At 65.0% G+C, this 18,240-nt stretch carries 15 protein-coding genes and 1 pseudogene; 9 read left to right on the top strand and 7 right to left on the bottom strand.

The genetic code is table 11. The annotated features are described in order from the left end of the window. Nucleotides 1–6: 6 nt before the first annotated feature. The 6 genes from IPP90_14015 to thrS form a co-directional block, all read right to left on the bottom strand. Nucleotides 7–861: a 3-hydroxybutyryl-CoA dehydrogenase gene (locus IPP90_14015; GenBank protein MBL0171810.1), complete on the bottom strand. Its 855-nt coding sequence runs from the start codon at nt 859–861 to the stop codon at nt 7–9. Further along, the gene (locus tag IPP90_14010; protein MBL0171809.1) at nt 861–1,874 is read right to left on the bottom strand and encodes a CPBP family intramembrane metalloprotease; all 1,014 of its coding nucleotides are present in this window, start codon (nt 1,872–1,874) and stop codon (nt 861–863) included. The genes IPP90_14015 and IPP90_14010 overlap by 1 nt, the downstream gene beginning before the upstream one ends. Continuing rightward, nucleotides 1,855–3,066: an acetyl-CoA C-acetyltransferase gene (locus IPP90_14005; GenBank protein MBL0171808.1), complete on the bottom strand. Its 1,212-nt coding sequence runs from the start codon at nt 3,064–3,066 to the stop codon at nt 1,855–1,857. The genes IPP90_14010 and IPP90_14005 overlap by 20 nt, the downstream gene beginning before the upstream one ends. Nucleotides 3,067–3,181: 115 nt before the next feature. After that, the gene (locus tag IPP90_14000) at nt 3,182–3,502 is read right to left on the bottom strand and encodes a hypothetical protein (protein ID MBL0171807.1); all 321 of its coding nucleotides are present in this window, start codon (nt 3,500–3,502) and stop codon (nt 3,182–3,184) included. Further along, on the bottom strand, nt 3,502–4,749 hold the full coding sequence (locus IPP90_13995; protein MBL0171806.1) for a GGDEF domain-containing protein: 1,248 nt from the start codon (nt 4,747–4,749) through the stop codon (nt 3,502–3,504). Before IPP90_13995 ends, IPP90_14000 begins: the two co-directional genes overlap by 1 nt. Further along, nucleotides 4,746–6,710 (bottom strand): threonine--tRNA ligase, encoded by a 1,965-nt coding sequence (thrS, locus tag IPP90_13990; protein ID MBL0171805.1) that lies wholly within the window; start codon nt 6,708–6,710, stop codon nt 4,746–4,748. Before thrS ends, IPP90_13995 begins: the two co-directional genes overlap by 4 nt. A 191-nt stretch (nt 6,711–6,901) precedes the next feature. Between thrS and IPP90_13985 the strand changes: the two genes are divergently transcribed. From IPP90_13985 to IPP90_13945, 9 genes are all read left to right on the top strand, one after another. Continuing rightward, nucleotides 6,902–7,411 (top strand): BON domain-containing protein, encoded by a 510-nt coding sequence (locus IPP90_13985; protein MBL0171804.1) that lies wholly within the window; start codon nt 6,902–6,904, stop codon nt 7,409–7,411. A 9-nt stretch (nt 7,412–7,420) separates the two neighbouring features. After that, nucleotides 7,421–10,186: a valine--tRNA ligase gene (locus IPP90_13980; protein ID MBL0171803.1), complete on the top strand. Its 2,766-nt coding sequence runs from the start codon at nt 7,421–7,423 to the stop codon at nt 10,184–10,186. Next, nucleotides 10,183–11,505 carry an Ig-like domain-containing protein gene (locus IPP90_13975; protein MBL0171802.1) on the top strand — a complete coding sequence of 441 codons (1,323 nt, stop codon included), beginning with the start codon at nt 10,183–10,185 and terminating at the stop codon, nt 11,503–11,505. Before IPP90_13980 ends, IPP90_13975 begins: the two co-directional genes overlap by 4 nt. Nucleotides 11,506–11,509: 4 nt before the next feature. Next, nucleotides 11,510–12,082, top strand: coding sequence for an HAD family hydrolase (locus IPP90_13970; protein ID MBL0171801.1), 573 nt, complete (start codon nt 11,510–11,512; stop codon nt 12,080–12,082). Next, nucleotides 12,079–12,702: a phosphoribosylglycinamide formyltransferase gene (locus IPP90_13965; GenBank protein MBL0171800.1), complete on the top strand. Its 624-nt coding sequence runs from the start codon at nt 12,079–12,081 to the stop codon at nt 12,700–12,702. Before IPP90_13970 ends, IPP90_13965 begins: the two co-directional genes overlap by 4 nt. A gap of 109 nt (nt 12,703–12,811) precedes the next feature. Continuing rightward, complete coding sequence (gene purH, locus IPP90_13960) at nt 12,812–14,344, top strand: bifunctional phosphoribosylaminoimidazolecarboxamide formyltransferase/IMP cyclohydrolase (GenBank protein MBL0171799.1); 1,533 nt, start codon at nt 12,812–12,814, stop codon at nt 14,342–14,344. 76 nt (nt 14,345–14,420) lie between these two features. Beyond that, nucleotides 14,421–15,617 (top strand): DUF2723 domain-containing protein, encoded by a 1,197-nt coding sequence (locus IPP90_13955; protein MBL0171798.1) that lies wholly within the window; start codon nt 14,421–14,423, stop codon nt 15,615–15,617. After that, nucleotides 15,526–16,137 (top strand): hypothetical protein, encoded by a 612-nt coding sequence (locus tag IPP90_13950; protein MBL0171797.1) that lies wholly within the window; start codon nt 15,526–15,528, stop codon nt 16,135–16,137. Before IPP90_13955 ends, IPP90_13950 begins: the two co-directional genes overlap by 92 nt. After that, nucleotides 16,127–16,765 (top strand): hypothetical protein, encoded by a 639-nt coding sequence (locus tag IPP90_13945; protein ID MBL0171796.1) that lies wholly within the window; start codon nt 16,127–16,129, stop codon nt 16,763–16,765. The genes IPP90_13950 and IPP90_13945 overlap by 11 nt, the downstream gene beginning before the upstream one ends. Nucleotides 16,766–16,808: 43 nt before the next feature. Here IPP90_13945 and IPP90_13940 read toward each other — a convergent pair. Continuing rightward, nucleotides 16,809–18,240, bottom strand: a pseudogene (locus IPP90_13940) (ATP-binding cassette domain-containing protein).

Below are 18,240 nucleotides of genomic sequence, written 5' to 3'. Positions count from 1 at the left end.
ATGCGCTCAGTACGCGTAGAAACCGCGGCCGGACTTCTTGCCGTACCAACCGGCCGCCACGTATTTCCGCAACAACGGGCACGGACGGTACTTGGGATCGCCCAGTCCGTCGTGCAGCACATTCAGAATGGCGAGACAGGTGTCGAGCCCGATGAAATCCGCCAACGCCAGCGGACCCATGGGATGATTCATGCCCAGCTTCATCACGGTATCGATTGCTTCAGGCGTGCCAACGCCTTCCATGACACAGTAAATGGCTTCGTTGATCATCGGCATGAGAATCCGGTTGGCCACGAACCCCGGATAGTCATTCACCTCCACCGGCGTCTTGCCGAGTGCCTTGGCCAGCGTCATCACGCGCTGCGTCGTCTCGTCGCTGGTGGCCAGACCGCGAATGACCTCCACCAGTTGCATGACCGGCACCGGATTCATGAAGTGCATGCCAATCACGAGTTCCGGGCGCTTGGTGTGTCCGGCAATTTCGGTGATGGCAATCGAGCTGGTATTGGTGGCAAGAATGGCCCCCGCCGGCGCCAGTCGGTCGAGGTCTTCGAAGATGCGGAACTTGAGATCGGCACGTTCGGTGGCGGCTTCGATGACGAGGTCGGCCGTGGACACGTCGTCCATCGCCGTCGAGGTGAGAATGCGTGCCAGGGCCGCACTGGCCGCCTCAGCGCTGACCGCGCCTTTCTTCACCTGTCGATCGAGGTTCTTGGCAATCGTGTCCTTGCCGCGCGACAGGGCGTCCGCGCTGACATCGATCATGGTGACGGCGTAACCGTTGGCCGCCACCACATGGGCAATCCCGTTTCCCATCTGTCCGGCACCGACCACTGCCACCGCTTTCACCGTCTCGCTCATCACACGCTGCTCCTCGTTCGGAAAAGTCTCAGTCCCGCGGGTTGCATGGAGAGTAGCAGGGCGCCGCTCATGACGAGCAATGCGGCCCCGCCGCCTTCCGGTCCCCATTCGCCTCCCGTCCACCAGGTCGCGCCGCGCACGACCGTGCGATATCCAGGCATCTCAAAGGACATACCACTTACCGGCACGTGCAATACCGCCGCCATCACCCAATTCCAGGCGAAATGCGCCAGCCACGCGGCGCCCAGACTCCCGGTACGCTCACGCACGGCGCCAAGACAGAAACCGGCCAGGGTCACTACAGCTGTCGACCACAGGCCGGCGCCTGGATTGAGCACATGAACCGCTCCAAACGCGACCGCGGTCGCCCAGCGGGCAAGGGCGACGCCACCCGCATCTTCTGCCACCGACCACAAATAGCCGCGAAACACCAGTTCTTCCCACAGCGCCGCCGGCGCCAGCACCATCGCGACGCGCAGCGCACTGGGCGCCCACGTATTCGATTCGGTGCCGACGGCGCCCAGGCTATCAGACACTGCCTGGATGTGCGCGCTACCGGTGGCCCACAGCGCCACCACGGTGAACGTGATCGCGGCCGCCCCCAGCAGCAGTCCGAACAACAAGACGCGCGGACGCCAGGTGCCCTCTCCAAGCGCCGCGGCCCGCCACGGCACCTCGTCGATCACGCGGAGGGCAAGCACGAGGGCGGCAACGACGCTGGTGAGCGTGATCCACGGATAGGCCGCCACCGGCTCACCGACGGCGCGCGACATCACGCCGAACAGCGGCGCAAGGATCGATTCCGTTACCGGCTGAAAGACCAGTAAGGCCAACCCGAACGCCGTCAGTCGCCAGATGGCCCGCAATCGTCCCGGTTGCGCATACAGCCACCGTGGCCCGTCGGCAGGGGCGCGCCATTTGTCGGGCTCGATCGCGAACGGACGGACTGGTCGCGGCACGGTCACCGGGCTCGCTGTCAGTGTCAGGTCGGCGTCAGCCGACGCGTTCCACATACAGCGCCACTGCGTCGCCACCGCCCAGGCAGAGCGTCACCAGTCCGGTGCGCAGGTGGCGATCGGCCAAGGCATGTAGCAGGGTGACCAACACGCGCGTGCCGCTGGCGCCGATGGGATGGCCCAGCGCAATGGCGCCGCCGTGCACGTTGACGCGGTCGGCGTCCCATCCCAGACCCGCGCCATCGGCCAACGCCTGCGACGCGAACGCCTCATTCGCCTCGATCAGATCGAAGTCGTTGATGGACGTGCCGGTTTTGTGCATCAGGTTTTTCACGGCCGTGATGGGCGCGAAGAACAGATCACGCGGATCGCCGGCACCGGTGGCGTACCCGGTGATGCGGGCGAGAATCGTCAGCCCGTGTTGACGCGCATACCCCTCGGACGTGACCACTACCGCCGCCGCACCGTCGTTGAGCGTTGAAGCGTTGCCCGCCGTGACACTGAGCGTGCTGCTGTCCACACCCGCCGCGGGAAACGCCGGGCGCAACTTGGCCAGCGACTCTTCGGTGGTATCGGCGCGCGGGCCTTCATCGGTGCTGATGACCGTCGGGCCCTTGCGACCAGCGATTTCCACCGGCACGATCTCGGCCGTGAATTTCCCCGCCTGCTGTGCAGCGACCGCCTTGCGATGCGAGGCCGCCGAGAACGCATCCTGCTGCTCGCGCGTGATGCCGGCCTTAGTGGCCGTGTAGCCGGCGTGTACGCCCATATGGACGTCGCACGTGCCGCACCACAGCCCGTCCTTGATCATGCCGTCCACCATGGTCTGATCGCCGATCTTCACCCCGCCGCGCATGCCATACACGTAGTGAGGCGCGTTGGACATCGATTCCTGGCCGCCGGCGATGATGACCTGCGCATCGCCCGCCTTGATGGCCTGCGCCGCCAGCATGACGGCCTTGAGGCCAGATCCGCACACCTTATTGATGGTCACCGCCGATACCGAGGACGGGATCCCCGCCTTCAGCATGGCCTGGCGCCCCGGTGCCTGCCCTGTCCCGCCCTGCAGCACATGGCCCATGATGACTTCCTGGACCTGGTCGGCAGCCACGCCGCTGCGTTGCAGAGCGGCACGAATCGCAATGGCGCCAAGCTCAGGCGCCGAAAGAGGGCTCAAGCCCCCGAGATACCGCCCGATCGGGGTGCGGGCCGCACCGACGATGACAGGCTGGCGGGAAAGTTCGGTCATGGTGCTGGATTGGGGCGCATACAGGCGCCGGTTCACTCGGGCGGAGGCTCGGGCGGTTCCCCGGGGGGAATACGGGAAAATAATCGATTGCGGGATTGGCGGGGGCGGTCCTCCCTCAGCCCTGATCCTCGCCCGTTCCGCCCGACATCCATGCCTGCTTGTCGCTCAACGCCAATAGCGGCGCGCTCAATAGCGCCCCCTCGAACATGAACGGCACTATCCCAAACGTCCGCTGCGACACCAGCAGCGCGACCGCACCGATCATGGACCCGACGCACAGGCAATACACGCACACGCGCCCTTTCGAGATGGGGGCCGAACGCACGCGCCACACCAGCACGCACACGAATCCGAAGGCGATGATGCCCTTGACGACGGCCACCGCGCGGTAAATGGCCGCGAGGCTCGGATCGGCGGCAAGGACCGGATCGGTCATCAGACGTCGTAGCCAACCACGAGGTTCATGCCCGCGAGCTTCGCCCGTTCGACCGCCGTGGCGGACGCGGCGAGCAGTCCCTCCACCGTGGTGATTTCATCGAGCACTTCGGCTACACCGACCGAGAGCGTGCACCGCAATCCCTTCAGCTCACCGGGAAAGACATTGCGTTGCATGCGCTCGCGAATGCGTTCCGCCAACACCAGTCCGCCCGACAATTCGGTGCTGGGCAGCAGCACGGCAAACTCCTCACCGCCCACGCGTCCGAGTACATCGGTGGTGCGCGACTCCTGTCGACAGATATTGGCGATGGAGCGCAGCCACTCGCTGGCGAACTCCTCGCCATGCGAATCGACGATGTCGCGAAAATTGTCCGGCGCGACCAGGAGCAACGACAGGGGCTGGCCGTAGCGCCGTGCCCGCGCCACCTCCGACGATGCCACATCGAAGAACGCGCGACGCGTGGAGGCACCGGTCAGGTAGTCCGTGTTGCTGGTCGCATCATCGCGCACGGCCTCCTCGAACTTGCGGCGCTCGGACAGGTCGCGGGTGACGACCGTAAACCCCACCGCTTCGCCATCGGCCCCCCGCAGCGCCGTCACGATGGTGGTGGCCCAGAACGACGAGCCATCAGAGCGCAGTCGATAGCCCTCTTCCTCCGACCAGCCGTTTCGCGCCGCCAGTGACAGCGCCTCCTGCACATGCGCATCGCCTCCGGCGTCTCCCGCCAGCAGCATCGCCGCCGATCGTCCCACCATATCGGCCGCCGACCATTGATGCACCCGTTCGGCCGCCGCACTCCACGATGCGACGATGCCCTCGCCGGTGATCGTATAGATCGCGTAGTCGCGAACCGACCCTTCAACCGCCTGCAGTCGCTGCTCAAGCTGCGCGACCAGACCGCGGGCGTGCGCGAGGCCGCTGGCATCGGTCGCCACCGCCACGATGCGGGTTGGCGAGACTTTGACCAGCGACAACTGGACACCACGGCCGACACCCGGAGCGATCAGCTCGATCGACTCCACAATCACCCCGCGCGGCGCCGCATATCCGCGCACCCGCGCCGCAAGGTCGGGTGCGACGGATCCCAGCGCCGAGAACAGGTCGTCGAGCGTGCCGTCGCGGGTGAACGGCGTCAACAGGTTGCGGGCCGCAAGATTGGCGACTTCCACCTTCCCTTCTTCATCGACCTCGACCAGTCCGACGGGCGACAACACGAACAGGTCCAGCAGGGCTTCCGGGGTCACGACGCCGCCTCCGTTTCCGTCGACGCGGTGGCGGATGGCGGCGCCGGAACCAGCGCGCGCGTCCGGATCTCCTCGGTCAGACGTGCCACGAAGGCGTCGAACGCGAGGATATCCTGCTTCTTGCCCGCTCCGCGCGTGCGGAGCGCGACCGTATTCTCGTCGGCTTCGCGTCGACCAATGACGCACATGTACGGGACTTTCTGCATTTCGCCTTCGCGAATGCGGTAGTTGAGCGTCTCGTTGCGCGCATCCAGTGTGGCCCGTACCCCCAGCGCCTTGAGTTGCGCCACAAGCGCTTCCGCGTGCGCGTTGAAATCGATGGCAATAGGGATCACCCGCACCTGTTCCGGCGCCAGCCATACCGGGAACGCGCCCGCGAAGTGTTCGATGAGAATGGCAATGAATCGCTCGAACGATCCGGAGACCGCGCGATGAATGACCACCGGACGATGCGCCGTGTTGTCTTCGCCCGTGTACGACAGGTCGAATCGCTCCGGCGCGTTGTAGTCCAGCTGAATGGTGCCCAGTTGCCAGGCGCGACCGATGCTGTCCGTGACGTCGAAGTCGATCTTGGGACCGTAGAACGCGCCGTCGCCCTCTTTCATTTCGTATTCACGCCCGGTCGACTCGAGCGCGGCGCGCAGCGCGGCCTCGGCCCGGTCCCACAGGTCATCACTGCCAATGCGTTGCTCGGGACGTGTGGCGAACTTGAGCCTGGCCGTGAGCCCGAACGTCTCGTAGTAGCCAAGAATGAAGTCCATCAGGAACTGCACCTCGTCCGCAATCTGATCCTCGCGCAGATAGACGTGACAATCGTCCTGCGCAAACTGCCGAACCCGCGTGAGCCCCGACAGGGCGCCGGACAGTTCGTTCCGGTGCAGCACGTCGAACGTGACGTACCGCATGGGCAGTTCACGATAGGAATGCTTGTGGGAGGCAAAGTACAGATGATGCGATTGGCAGTTCATGGGCTTGAGCGACATGTCATGCTCACCCGATTCGCTGTCCAGCACGAGGAACATGTTCTCGCGATACTTGCCCCAATGCCCCGATTGCTCCCAGAGGGCCTTGTTGTACAACAACGGCGTCTTGATTTCCTTGAACGCCTCCTGCTGACGCTCGCGCACGAACGCCTCCAGCGTGTTGTACAGCATCGTGCCCTTGGGTGTCCAGAACACCGCACCGGGCGCCACCGGGAACAGTTGGAACAGGTCGAGCGCGCGACCCAGCACGCGATGATCGCGCTTCTTCGCCTCCTCGATCTGGTGCAGGTGCGCGTCCAGCTCGTCCTTCTTGAAGAAGGCCGTGGCGTAGATGCGCTGCAGCATCTGCCGCTTCACGTCACCGCGCCAATAGGCGCCGGCAATGGTGAGGAGCTTGAAGTGCTTCAGGTACGACGTGTCGGCGACGTGGGGCCCCCGGCACAGATCGACGAACGGACCGTCGGTGTAGGTGGAGATCACTTCATCGGAGCCCTCGAAATCATCAAGGCGCTCGAGTTTCAGCGGATCGTCCACGAAGCGCTGTCGCGCGAGGGCCAGCGTCACTTCCTCGCGCACGAAGGGGAGCTTCTCGCTTACCACCTTCTTCATCTCGGCTTCGAACGCCGTGAGATCCTCGGGGGTGAACGGCTTGTCGACCTCGAAATCGTAGTAGAAGCCGTCGTCGATGGCCGGGCCGAATCCGATTTTGGCATCCGGCCGCAGACGACGCACTGCGGTCGCCAGAATGTGCGCGCCCGAATGACGCAGCACCGCCAGCGCGCGCGGGTCCTTTTCGGTGATGACGACAAAGGCCCCCGACGTCCGCAGCGGCGTCATGAGATCCTGCACCTCGCCGTTCACCGCCACCGCGATGGACGCCTGCAGCAGCCGGGCACCAATGGTTGCCACGACATCCCGCCCCAAGGTTCCCGCCGGGACCTCGCGGGTGGAACCATCGGGCAGCGTCAGGACAATCATCTGGTCGGCAGGCGAGGCGGCAAGCGGAGCGTCGATCATGTGTTGCGATTTCCAGAGTGGGCAGGTGCACGCGCGTAACGGGAGAAGTTATCGTTGTATGTAGTGAGGCGCCACCAGCTGACCCCTGTTCCACCGGAGGGAAGTGCATGTCCAGACTACGTTTCCGCCCTCGCAGACAGCAGCGCAGTCGTATGCTCCTGCTCGTTGCACTCGGCGCCGTCACCGGGCTGGCTCTGGGGGTTGTCCTGGCCGAACGAAGTGGTGGGCTGGATGGCCTGACATCTCGTGTTCGCGGCGCCCGGAAACGGAGACAGCCCGATGAGCAGGACGAGTCGGGAGCGGCCGACACGCCACCGGACGCATCGGAGATGTTGGCTGATGACGACGAGGGTGGGGACACTGACGGGGCCTATCTCCCGGAAGAGTACGACAGCGCGTGGTCACATCCGGACGAAGCCGAGTTGGAGGCGCGCGTTTTGGAGGTGTTCCGGAACGATCCGACGCTGCGCGGCCGGGCGATCGATATCGGGGCGATCGGCGATGGCACCATTGAGCTCACCGGCTGGGTGCACAGTGAAAGGGAGTTGGCGCATGCGCTGACGCTGGCGCGGGGGGTGCCGGATGTGCAGGACGTGATGGACAGCCTCACGGTCCGGGATACTGACCGTTCGCGCGCTGGTCAGTCTGCGACGGATCGCTAGCTTCCCCGGATGACTTTGCCCGACCTGAATCCGCTGCCCCCGCAGTACGACGCTGCGACAACTGAAGCCGAGTGGTATCCGCGCTGGACCGAACATGGCGTCTTTGTCGCCGATGCGGCGCGGGCCACCACGCGTGAGCCCTATGTGATTGTGATGCCGCCGCCCAATGTGACGGCGGTGCTGCACGTGGGTCACGGTCTCAACAACACCGTGCAGGACGTGCTGATCCGCTGGCGACGCATGGCCGGCGACGAGGCGCTGTGGCTGCCGGGTACGGATCACGCCGGCATCGCCACGCAGAACGTCGTTGAAAAGCAGTTGGCGGCGGAAGGCCAGACGCGATTCGATGTCGGGCGGTCGGCCTTTGTATCGCGCGTGGCGGAATTCGTCGAACAAACGGGCGGCGAAATCCTCACGCAGTTGAAGGCCATCGGATCGAGTGCCGACTGGTCGCGCACGGCCTACACGTTCTCGCCCGAGCTTTCGGTGGCGGTGCGCGAGGCGTTTGTCCGCCTGCACGAGGACGGCCTGGTGTACAAGGGCCACCGGGTCATCCATTGGTGCCCGCGTTGTGGCACCTCGCTGTCCGATGAGGAGGCGGAGTTCACGGACACGGCGGGCAAGCTGTATCACCTGCGCTACGTGCTGGCGGACGATCCTTCACACAGCGTGATCGTAGCAACCACGCGACCGGAGACGATGTTGGGCGACGTCGCCGTGGCGGTGCACCCGGACGACGAGCGCTATCTCGCGTTTGTGGGTCGGGACGTGGTGCTGCCGCTCAACGGTGTGCGCATACCGGTGGTGGCCGACACTTACACCGATCCCGCGTTCGGCTCGGGGGCGGTGAAGATCACGCCCGCCCACGACCCCAACGATTTCGAAGTCGGCAAGCGGCATGCGCTCGCCATGCCGGTGATCATCGATGCGGCAGGCGTGGTGCGCGAAGTCGAATCGGCTGCCGGTCGCGTGCCGTCCGCGTTGGCGGGTCTCGATCGATTCGAGGCACGCACGAAGATTGTCGCGATGCTGGAGGCAGCGGGCGCGTTGGTGAAGGTCGAACCGCATCAGCACAGTGTTCGGCACTGCTATCGCTGCGACACGGTGGTGGAGCCGCGTCTGTCGGACCAGTGGTTTGTGCGGATGCAGCCGCTGGCGGAAAAGGCGCTCGGCGTGCTGCGCAGTGGCGAACTGCGCATTCTGCCCGACCGCTGGGAAGCGGTGTACGTGAACTGGCTGGAAGGGATTCGCGACTGGAACATCTCGCGCCAGATCTGGTGGGGCCATCGCGTCCCCGTCTGGTACTGCGACGCCTGTGATCAGGCGCCGATTGTTTCCCGTCACGATGTCTCGAACTGCCCCACGTGCGGCGGCACGGTGCGTCAGGATGAAGATGTGCTCGACACATGGTTCTCGTCGTGGCTGTGGCCCATCTCGACGCTTGGCTGGCCCAACGCGGACAGCGCGGACCTCAAGGCGTTCTATCCCGGCGACGTACTCGTCACCGCACCGGAGATCCTGTTCTTCTGGGTCTCGCGCATGGTGATGTCGGGCTGCTGGTTCATGGGCCAGTCGCCGTTTCACACGGTGTACCTGCACGGAACGGTGCGCGACATGGTTCATCGCAAGATGTCCAAGTCACTGGGCAACGGCATCGATCCGCTGGACGTGGTGCGCCTTTATGGAGCCGACGCGTTGCGCTGGACGATGGTTGCCGGGTTGGGTCTTGGTGTCGATGTCATGCTCGACCCCAACGACCTGGACAAGTCGTTCGCGCCTGGCCGCAACTTCTGCACCAAGCTCTGGAACATCGGTCGGTTCCTGCTGTCGCGCGTGGGCACCGAGCCGGTGCAATCGCTGGCGGCGCTGGCCGACGGATCACTGACGGCCGCCGACGCGTGGATTCTCGAGCGTCTCGACACCGCCATCGACGAGTGCAACGCCGCGCTGGGACCAGCACGTCCCGCCAACGGCTTGACATGGACTGACGCCGAGCGTGGTCGTGGACTGCGACTGTCGGAGTATGCCGAAGCGGCGCGGCGGTTCGTCTGGAACGAGTTGGCAGACTGGTATCTGGAGTCCATCAAGCCACGACTGTTCGCCGAGGGTGGTGCCGATCGCGAAGTCGCGCGCGCCGTGCTCGCGCACGCGTTCGATGGTGCGTTGCGACTGTTGCAGCCGATGATCCCGTTCATCACCGAAGCACTCTGGCAACATCTTCCGCAAACGCCGGATGGGGAGTTCCTGGCGCAGGCCGCCTGGCCAACGGCGCGCGTGGCCGGTGCGGTATCCGACCGCGAGCGCGCACTCGTGGCGCTGTTCGAGTCGGCGCGTGAGGCCGTGCAAGGCATTCGGCAGGTGCGTGCCGAATACAACGTCACACCGGGCGCGATGATCACCGCGATCGTCAATCCCACCAGCGAATCGGTTGACGTGGTGGCTACGCAAGCCGCCGTGATTGGATCGTTCACGCGGGCCGCCATCACGGTGAGCGGGGACACACCGCGCGAGGCGGCCGCCAGCATTGTCGGTCAGCGGGTCACAATCCACGTGCCGCTGGCCGGCATGATCGATCTGGAGAAGGAACGGCTGCGGCTGTCGGCGGAAATTGCGCAGTTGCAACAGGCGCTCGATGCCCTGCTGGGTCGCTTGTCCAACGAAAAGTTCATGGCCAAGGCGCCACCGGCCATTGTGGACGCCGAGCGCGCCAAGGCCGCCGACTGGCAGGCTCGGCTCGCGCTGTTGCGCCGCAAGCTCGACCAATTGGACGCATGACCCCGACGCACGGGCGACTGCTGCGCATACTGAGTGTTGTGGTCGCCGCGTGTACGGCCGGCATGGCCGCCGCCTGCGCCAACGCCGGTCAGCCGCCTGGTGGCCCGCCTGACGTGACGGCACCGGTCATTCTCGGCATTGCACCCAAGACCATGACGGTGGGTGCCAAGCTCAAGGATCTGGAAATCCGATTCAACGAAGTCATCAGCGAAACCCCCAAGAACGCGACGTCGCTGGACGGCCTGGTGTTCATCAGTCCGCGCGTCAAGGATGCCAGTGTGGATTGGCACCGTGACCGCTTGACCGTGCATCCGAAAGGCGGGTGGAAACCCAACACGGTGTATTCGGTACAGATCAGTTCGGGCATTTCCGACCTGCGCAACAACAGTATCGACACGGCCTTCACCGTGGTCTTCAGCACGGGCGGGCCCATACCGGCCACGAATATCACCGGTCTGGCCTTTGATTGGGTGGCGGGCCGCGGCGCCAACAAGGCGCTGATCGAGGCCATCGCGCCCGACAGCACCACCTATCAGGTGCTCTCGGATTCACTGGGCCGGTTCGACCTGAAGCATGTGCCGGCCGGGTTCTACGCCGTGCGGGCCGTGGTGGACCGCAACAACAATCGACTGCTCGATCCCACCGAAGCGTTTGACACGGTCCGCGTGACGCTTACGCAGCGGGTTGACGTGGAACTGTACGCATTCCCGCACGATACCGTGGGCCTGCGCATTGCCGATATCGTGGTCACACCGCAAGACAGCCTGCGCGTCATCAAGGTGTCGTTTGACAAGCCGATGTCGCCGGACCAACAACTGACGCGACCGCAGTTCATTCTCAAGCGCGCGGACTCCACCGCGATTGGCGTGGCCCTGGTGCAAACCACGGCGGAGCGCGCGGCGTTTGATTCGGTGATGCGCAAGCGGGCGGCAGACTCCATTGCCGCCAAGACGCCGCAGGACACGACGGCGGCGGGCCGCGCACGCGCTGACACGCTGGCCCGGCAACGCCGGGCCGACAGCGTCGCGGCCCTCGATCGCGCGGCACGCGAGGCGCGACGACAGGTGGCGCTGCGCGGTGGACGGCCGCTCCCGCCCCGTGACACCACGCCGCCGCCAAAGATGAAGCGGGCAGCCGTGTCTGCTGAGTTGTACCTGACGTTGGAGGAGGCGCTCAAGCCGGGCACGGCCTACCGGTTGCAGGTCAACAGTGTGCGCAGTCTCTCCGGCACCGTGAAGTCACCGGCGCGGGGATTTGTCACCGCGAAAGAAGTGAAGAAGGACAGCAGTGACGCACCGACGCGCAAACCACCCGATTGATCACGTGGCACGCCCGGCGCTCTTTCTCGATCGCGATGGTACGCTCATCGCCGACGCGCATTACCCGTCCGAACCGGAGCAGGTGGTACTGCTGCCGGGCGCGGCGTTGGCCGTGCGACGCGCGAATGTCGCGCGCATTCCCGTGGTGGTGGTGACGAATCAGTCGGGAATTGGACGTGGGCACATCACCGAGGCACAGTACGCCTCGGTGCGCGCACGGTTGGACGCGCTGCTCGCGGCCGAGGACGCACAGATCGACGCCAGTTATCATTGCCCGCATTGGCCGGAGCGTGATGGCCCGTGCGAGTGCCGCAAGCCGGGAATCGGCATGCATCGCGACGCGGCCGCGGCCCTGGGACTGTCGTTGCCCGCGTCAGTCTACGTGGGCGATCGGTGGCGCGATGTGCAACCAGCCGTCACCACCGGTGGGCTGGGCATTCTCGTTCCTGGGGTGGAAACACCCATGGAGGATCTCCTGCGCGCACGCGAGAATGCCCGACCTGGGGTGCAGGTGGCCGACGACATTGGCGATGCGATGTCGAAAGCGATAGCCTGGATCGCGCGAGGGCGCGCATGACGACCTCGTCATCAGCGTCCGCGCGCGCGCGCATCGGGGTGCTGGCGTCGGGCAGCGGGAGCAACCTGCAAGCACTCATCGACTACTTCGCCGGACCGGGGTCCGACGCGGGCACCATCGTCTGGGTGGGCTCGAATCGTGCGGATGCCGGCGCATTGGCGCGCGCTGCTGCCGCCGGCATTCCACATGGCGTGATTGCCAATCCCGATGATGCGGAGTCGCAGTTGGCGCAGTTCCGCGCCGCCGACGTGGACCTGCTGGTATTGGCCGGCTATCTCAAGCTAGTCCCTCCGGGTGTCGTGGCGGCCTATCATGGGCGCCTGCTCAACATCCATCCGTCGCTCTTGCCGGCGTTTGGCGGTGCCGGGATGCACGGCATGCGGGTTCACGAGGCCGTACTGGCGCATGGCGTCAAGGTGTCCGGCGCCACCGTGCATTTCGTCGACAACGAATTCGATCGCGGGGCCATCGCCGCGCAGTGGCCGGTGCGTGTGCACGTCAATGACACACCGGCAACGCTGGCCGCGCGAGTGCTGCGCGCCGAGCACAAACTGCTGCCGCGAACGGTGGCAGCCGTGGCGCGAGGGGTTATCCGATTGGGGAGAGAGGGAGGGACATAGTACATAGTACCTAGTACCTGGTACCTGGTACCTAGTACTTGGTACTTGGTACTAGGTACTTGGTACTTGGTACTTCGTACATAGCCTATCACTTCCAACTCAGTTTCATATGCCTCGCGCGCTTCTTTCCGTTTCCGACAAGTCCGGCCTTGTGCCGTTTGCCACGCAGCTGGTGCAACACGGGTACGAGCTCGTGTCTACCGGCGGCACGGCGCGTGTCCTCCGCGAGAGCGGCCTCACAGTCCTTGACGTCAGCGACATCACGGGATTTCCGGAAATGCTCGACGGTCGGGTGAAGACGCTGCACCCGGCGGTGCATGGCGGCCTGCTGGCGCGTCGCGATCTGCCGGCGCACATGTCCGCCATCGCCGACCACCATATCGGCACGATCGATCTCGTCGTGGTCAACCTGTATCCGTTCCGCGAGACAGCGGCGAAGGCGGGTGTGCATCCCGACGACGTGATCGAGAATATCGATATCGGTGGACCCTCCATGCTGCGCTCGGCCGCCAAGAACTTCTATGCGGTCTGGGTGCTGGTCGACCCCGCCGACTACGCGCGGGTCCTTGCCGTAATCGCCACTGGCGCGGACGACCCGGCGTTGCGTCAGCTGTTGGCCGAAAAGGTGTACGCGCACACCAGCAGCTACGACGCGGCGATCGCGCAGTGGTTTGCGGCGCAGCGCGGGGAGCCGTTCCCCGACCACTACCCGCTCTCGTTTCAGAAGCAGCAGGCGTTGCGGTACGGCGAGAACCCGCAACAACGCGCCGCGTTTTATGTGGAGCGCCCGGGCGCGGGACTGGGTGCCCTGAGACAATTGGGCGGCAAGGAACTGTCGTTCAACAATCTGCTCGACCTGGAAGGAGCGATGCTGGCGATCGAACCGTTCGGGGAGCAGCCGGCGTGCGCCATTATCAAGCACACGACCCCGTGCGGACTGGCCACCGGCACCGATGCGCTGGACGCGTACAAGAAGGCGCTCGCCTGCGACCCCGTCTCGGCGTTCGGCTCGGTGATTGCCTTCAGTGTGCCGGTTGACGTCGCCGCGGCCGACGCGATCTCGAGTCTCTTCGTGGAGTGCATTGTGGCGCCGTCATTCGCCGACGAGGCCGTAGAGATTCTCGTGCGCAAGAAGAATCTGCGCGTCCTGGCCGGTCGCGCCCTGTGGCCAGCCGGCGGGATGGACTACAAGCGTGTGCGCGGCGGACTGCTGGTGCAGGACCGCGCGCCCGTGCCCGAAGTGCCGGCGCTCTGGAATGCCGTGACCAAGCGTCAACCTACGCGCGAGGAGCAGCGCGACTTGTCATTCGCCTGGCGTGCAGTGGCGAGCGTCAAGTCCAACGCCATCGTGCTGGTGCGCGATGGGGCGACGATTGGCATTGGGGCCGGACAGATGTCCCGCGTCGATGCGTCGTTTCTCGCCGTGCACAAAGCCACGTCGCTGGGACATGCCACGGCGGGTGCCTCGCTGGGGTCGGACGCTTTCTTTCCGTTCCGTGACGGCGTCGATCACGCCGCAGCCGCTGGCGTCACCGCCATCGTTCAGCCGGGCGGGTCGGTGCGCGACGCCGACGTGATCGCGGCAGCCGACGAACACAATATCGCGATGATCTTCACCGGGGCGAGGCTGTTCCGACACTAGACGGCGCTGGCCGCTCCGGCCGAGCTCAGGTTAAGTTCTTCAGGTTGTCCGTCCCGCCTTCTTCATTCTTGAAACCATGACCATCGCTACCGCCGCTGCGGCTGCGCCTCCGCGGACGCCTTCCCGCGTGGCCACCGGCACCGCTGAACTGGATTATCGGCCGTCCTACCTCGCCGCGGCCATTGCCGGGCTGGTGGTGTTCGTGCTGTACATCCTGACCCTCGCGCCCACGACGTCCATGTGGGACACCAGCGAGTACATCGCGGCGGCGTTCGTGCTGGGGATCCCGCATCCGCCTGGCAACCCGTTCTTCGTGCTCATTGGCCGCGTGTTCGCGATCCTGCCCATCGCACCGTCGGTGGCCATGCGCATCAACGTGCTGGCGGCGGTCTCAAGCGCGGTGTCGGCAGGGTTCTGGTTTCTGGTGACCGAACGGGTGCTGGTGGGCTGGTTGCCGCGGCGCTGGCAGCGCGTGGTGGGCGGATCGCTGGCCGTGCTCATTGGCGCCACCTCGTTCACGGTGTGGAACCAGTCGGTGGTGAATGAGAAGGTGTACACCGTGTCGCTGCTTGGGCTGGCCGTCATCTGCTGGTTGACGGTGCGCTGGTGCGACGACCCGGAAGACAGAATTGGCGATCGGCTGCTGGTGTTGATTGCCTACGTGCTTGGCCTGGGTTACGCCAATCACATGGCCGGTATGCTGGCGGCGCCCGCGGTCGGCCTGGCGGTCATCATTCGTCGTCCGGCGTTCCTGCTGCGCTGGAAGCTGCTGGTGGCCTGCGGCGCCGCGCTGGTGTTCGGCATGACGCCGTTTGCCACGCAACCCATTCGTGCGGCGCACTTCCCCGCCATCAACGAAGGCGAACCAACGGGGTGCGTCACCAAGCTCGAGTTCAAGTGCACGTTCTCGAAGCTCACGTACGATCGTTTCATGTACAATTTCAATCGCGGCCAGTACGGCAAGCCGGAACTGGGGGAGCGGCAGGCGCCGTTCACGGCGCAGATCGGCATGTACTGGCTGTACTACAAGTGGCAGTTCCTGCGCGATGCGTACGGTCAGCGCCCGGGACTGCAGAACGGACTGGCGGTGTTCTTTCTCATCTTGAGCGGCATCGGCGGGTGGATGCACTTCAAGAAGGACCGACGAAGCTTTTTCGTTCTTCGGGCCGCTGGTGTTCACCATGACACTGGCGCTCATCTTCTACCTGAACTTCAAGTACGGTCATTCCCAGGCGCCGGACCTCGGCGATTCCGTCGATCGCGAAGTGCGTGACCGTGACTATTTCTATCTCTGGAGCTTCTCGGCGCTGAGTGTGTGGGCCGCGTTGGGTCTCGTGTACGTGTGGGAAACCGCCGCCAGCATCTTCGGCTCCGATGAAGTGCGCCTGGGGCGCGACAACGTCCTTGAACCGCGGCCGCGCAGTTTTGCCATGGCGTCGCCATTGCTGGCCATCGCGCTGGTGCCGCTGTTCGGCAACTGGCAGCAGGCGTCGCGCGCCAATCAGACCGACACCACGGACTTTGCGCGCGATCTGCTGAACAGCGTCGAACCCTATGGCATTTTGGTGACGGTCGGAGACAACGACACCTTTCCCCTGTGGTATGCACAGGAAGTGGAAGGAATCCGGAAGGACGTCATCGTGGCCAACACGTCGTTGCTGAATACCGACTGGTATCGCCGCCAGCTGATTCGGCGACCGGTGTACGAGTACGACGAGGCGAACGGGACCGGCCATTTACAAGTCAGGCCAATGGACCAAGCCGTCTGGCTCGCCCATCAAGATGACGTTTGACGAAGCGGACGGCATGCCGCTGGCCATTCAGACGCCGGCCAATTCGGCGTTCCAGGCCAACGGCATCGTGGCCACCCCGCGCCTGCCGCAATTGATGGCGGCCGACCAGCTGGTGTACTTCATGATTCGCGACGCGTTTCCCGGTCGCTCGATGTATTTCAGCCGCACCGCCGGCGGCTATCCGTACGAGCTGGGACTCGAGCGCTATGTCATCACGCAGGGGATGGCGAAAAAGCTGCTCGATCACGTCGCCGTGCCGGGCAAGGACACCGTCATGGTGCAGGGCGAAGGCCTGGTGGACATCAATCGGTCGAAGGCCCTGTGGAACGAAGTCTTCACCGCCACCAAGTCACTCACCGCGCGCGACGGCTGGGTGGACGATGCGTCCGTGGGTATTCCCGATCTCTACGTGATCAGCGGGGTCACGCTGGCGGAAGCGCTGGCCAGCGCAGGTCGGATGACCGAGTCGGACTCCATCTTCCAGCAAGCGCGCGGGATCGCGAAAGCGATGCGACGCGAGTCGGTGTTCGGGTTTGACCGGCAACAGCCGCCGATCAACCCGGGCGGTGACACCGCCGCCAAGCAGTTGCTGGCGCCACCCACTGCACCGCCGGCCGTCAAGAAGTAGGTCTGTCAACGAGCTCTTACCACAGAGAGCACGCACACCGTCGCTATCGCGACTCGGCCACGATCGTCTCCAGCGCTTCCCACCGTTCCAGCAACGCGGCGAGTTCCTGATCGACGGTGGTGAGCCGGGTGTGCGCGGCCAACGCCGCCACACCATCACGCAGCACAGCCGGCTCGGCCAGCGACGACAGGATCGCGTCGCGTTCTCGTTCCTTGCTGTCGATGCGATCGGGGAGCGCCTTGAGCTCCGTCGATTCGGCGAAGGTCAGTCGTCGCTTCTTGGCGGCGGCCGGTGACGGTGCCGGTGCCGGCTGTGGACTGGCGGGCTGGGCTGCGGCACAGCCTGGAGCGGCGACGGTCGCTGCCGCACCCAGTCGGTGTAACCGCCCGCATACTCCCCGACCCGGCCATTGCCCTCGAACACCAGCGTGCTGGTCACCACCTGATCGAGAAACACGCGGTCGTGACTGACGATCAAAGGTGCCCGAGTACTCCAGCAACCGATCGGCCAGCAGTTCGAGCGTATCGATGTCGAGATCGTTGGTGGGTTCATCCAGCACCAACAGATTGAACGAACGGGTGAAGAGCCGGGCCAACAGCAGACGATTGCGCTCGCCGCCGGAAAGCGCACGCACCGGTGTACGTGCGCGATCAGGAGGAAAGAGAAAGTCCTGCAGGTACCCGTTGACGTGGCGCGTGGAACCGCCCACGGTGACCTCCTGCGCTCCGTCAGCCACACTGTCGAACACGCTCATGTCCGGGTCAAGCTGTTCGCGCAATTGATCGAAGTAGGCGATTTCCAGGTTGGTCCCCAGACGCAACGACCCCGAATCCGGCACCAGCGTGCCCAGCAGCAATTGCAACAGCGTCGTCTTGCCCGAACCATTGGGGCCGATGATGCCCACGCGATCGCCGCGCATGATGGTGACGTCGGCGTCGCGCACGATCATGCGCTGGCCGCGCGCGAAGCACACGCCGCGTGCCTCCACCACCAGGCGCCCTGAACGCTCCGCGTCCTGTTGCGGCATGCGCACGGCGCCCACACGCTCCCGACGCGCCGCGCGCTCTACTCGCAGTGCTTCGAGTCCGCGCACACGACCCTCGTTGCGCGTGCGCCGCGCCTGAATGCCGGTGCGTATCCAGACCTCTTCCCGCGCCAATTTCTTGTCGAACTCGGCATTCTCGTTGGCTTCAACCTCAAGCGCGGCCTCCTTGCGCTCGAGATACGTGTCGTAGTCCGTACCCCAGTCCACCAGCTTGCCGCGATCCAGTTCGACGATGCGCGTGGCCACGCTGCGCAGGAACGCCCGGTCATGCGTGACAAACACCAGCGAAGTGCCGCGCCCAATCAGAAACCGCTCCATCCACTCAACCGCGTCGATGTCCAGGTGATTGGTGGGTTCGTCCAACAGCAGGACATCGGGCTGACGGACCAGTGCGCGCGCCAGCAACGTCTGTCGCTTGCGCCCTCCGGAC

The sequence above is a fragment of the Gemmatimonadaceae bacterium genome (genome assembly GCA_016720905.1).
Classification (GTDB): Bacteria; Gemmatimonadota; Gemmatimonadetes; order Gemmatimonadales; family Gemmatimonadaceae; genus Gemmatimonas.
Note: the sequence above shows the minus strand (reverse complement) of the source record. Positions and strands in the feature narration are given on the sequence as shown.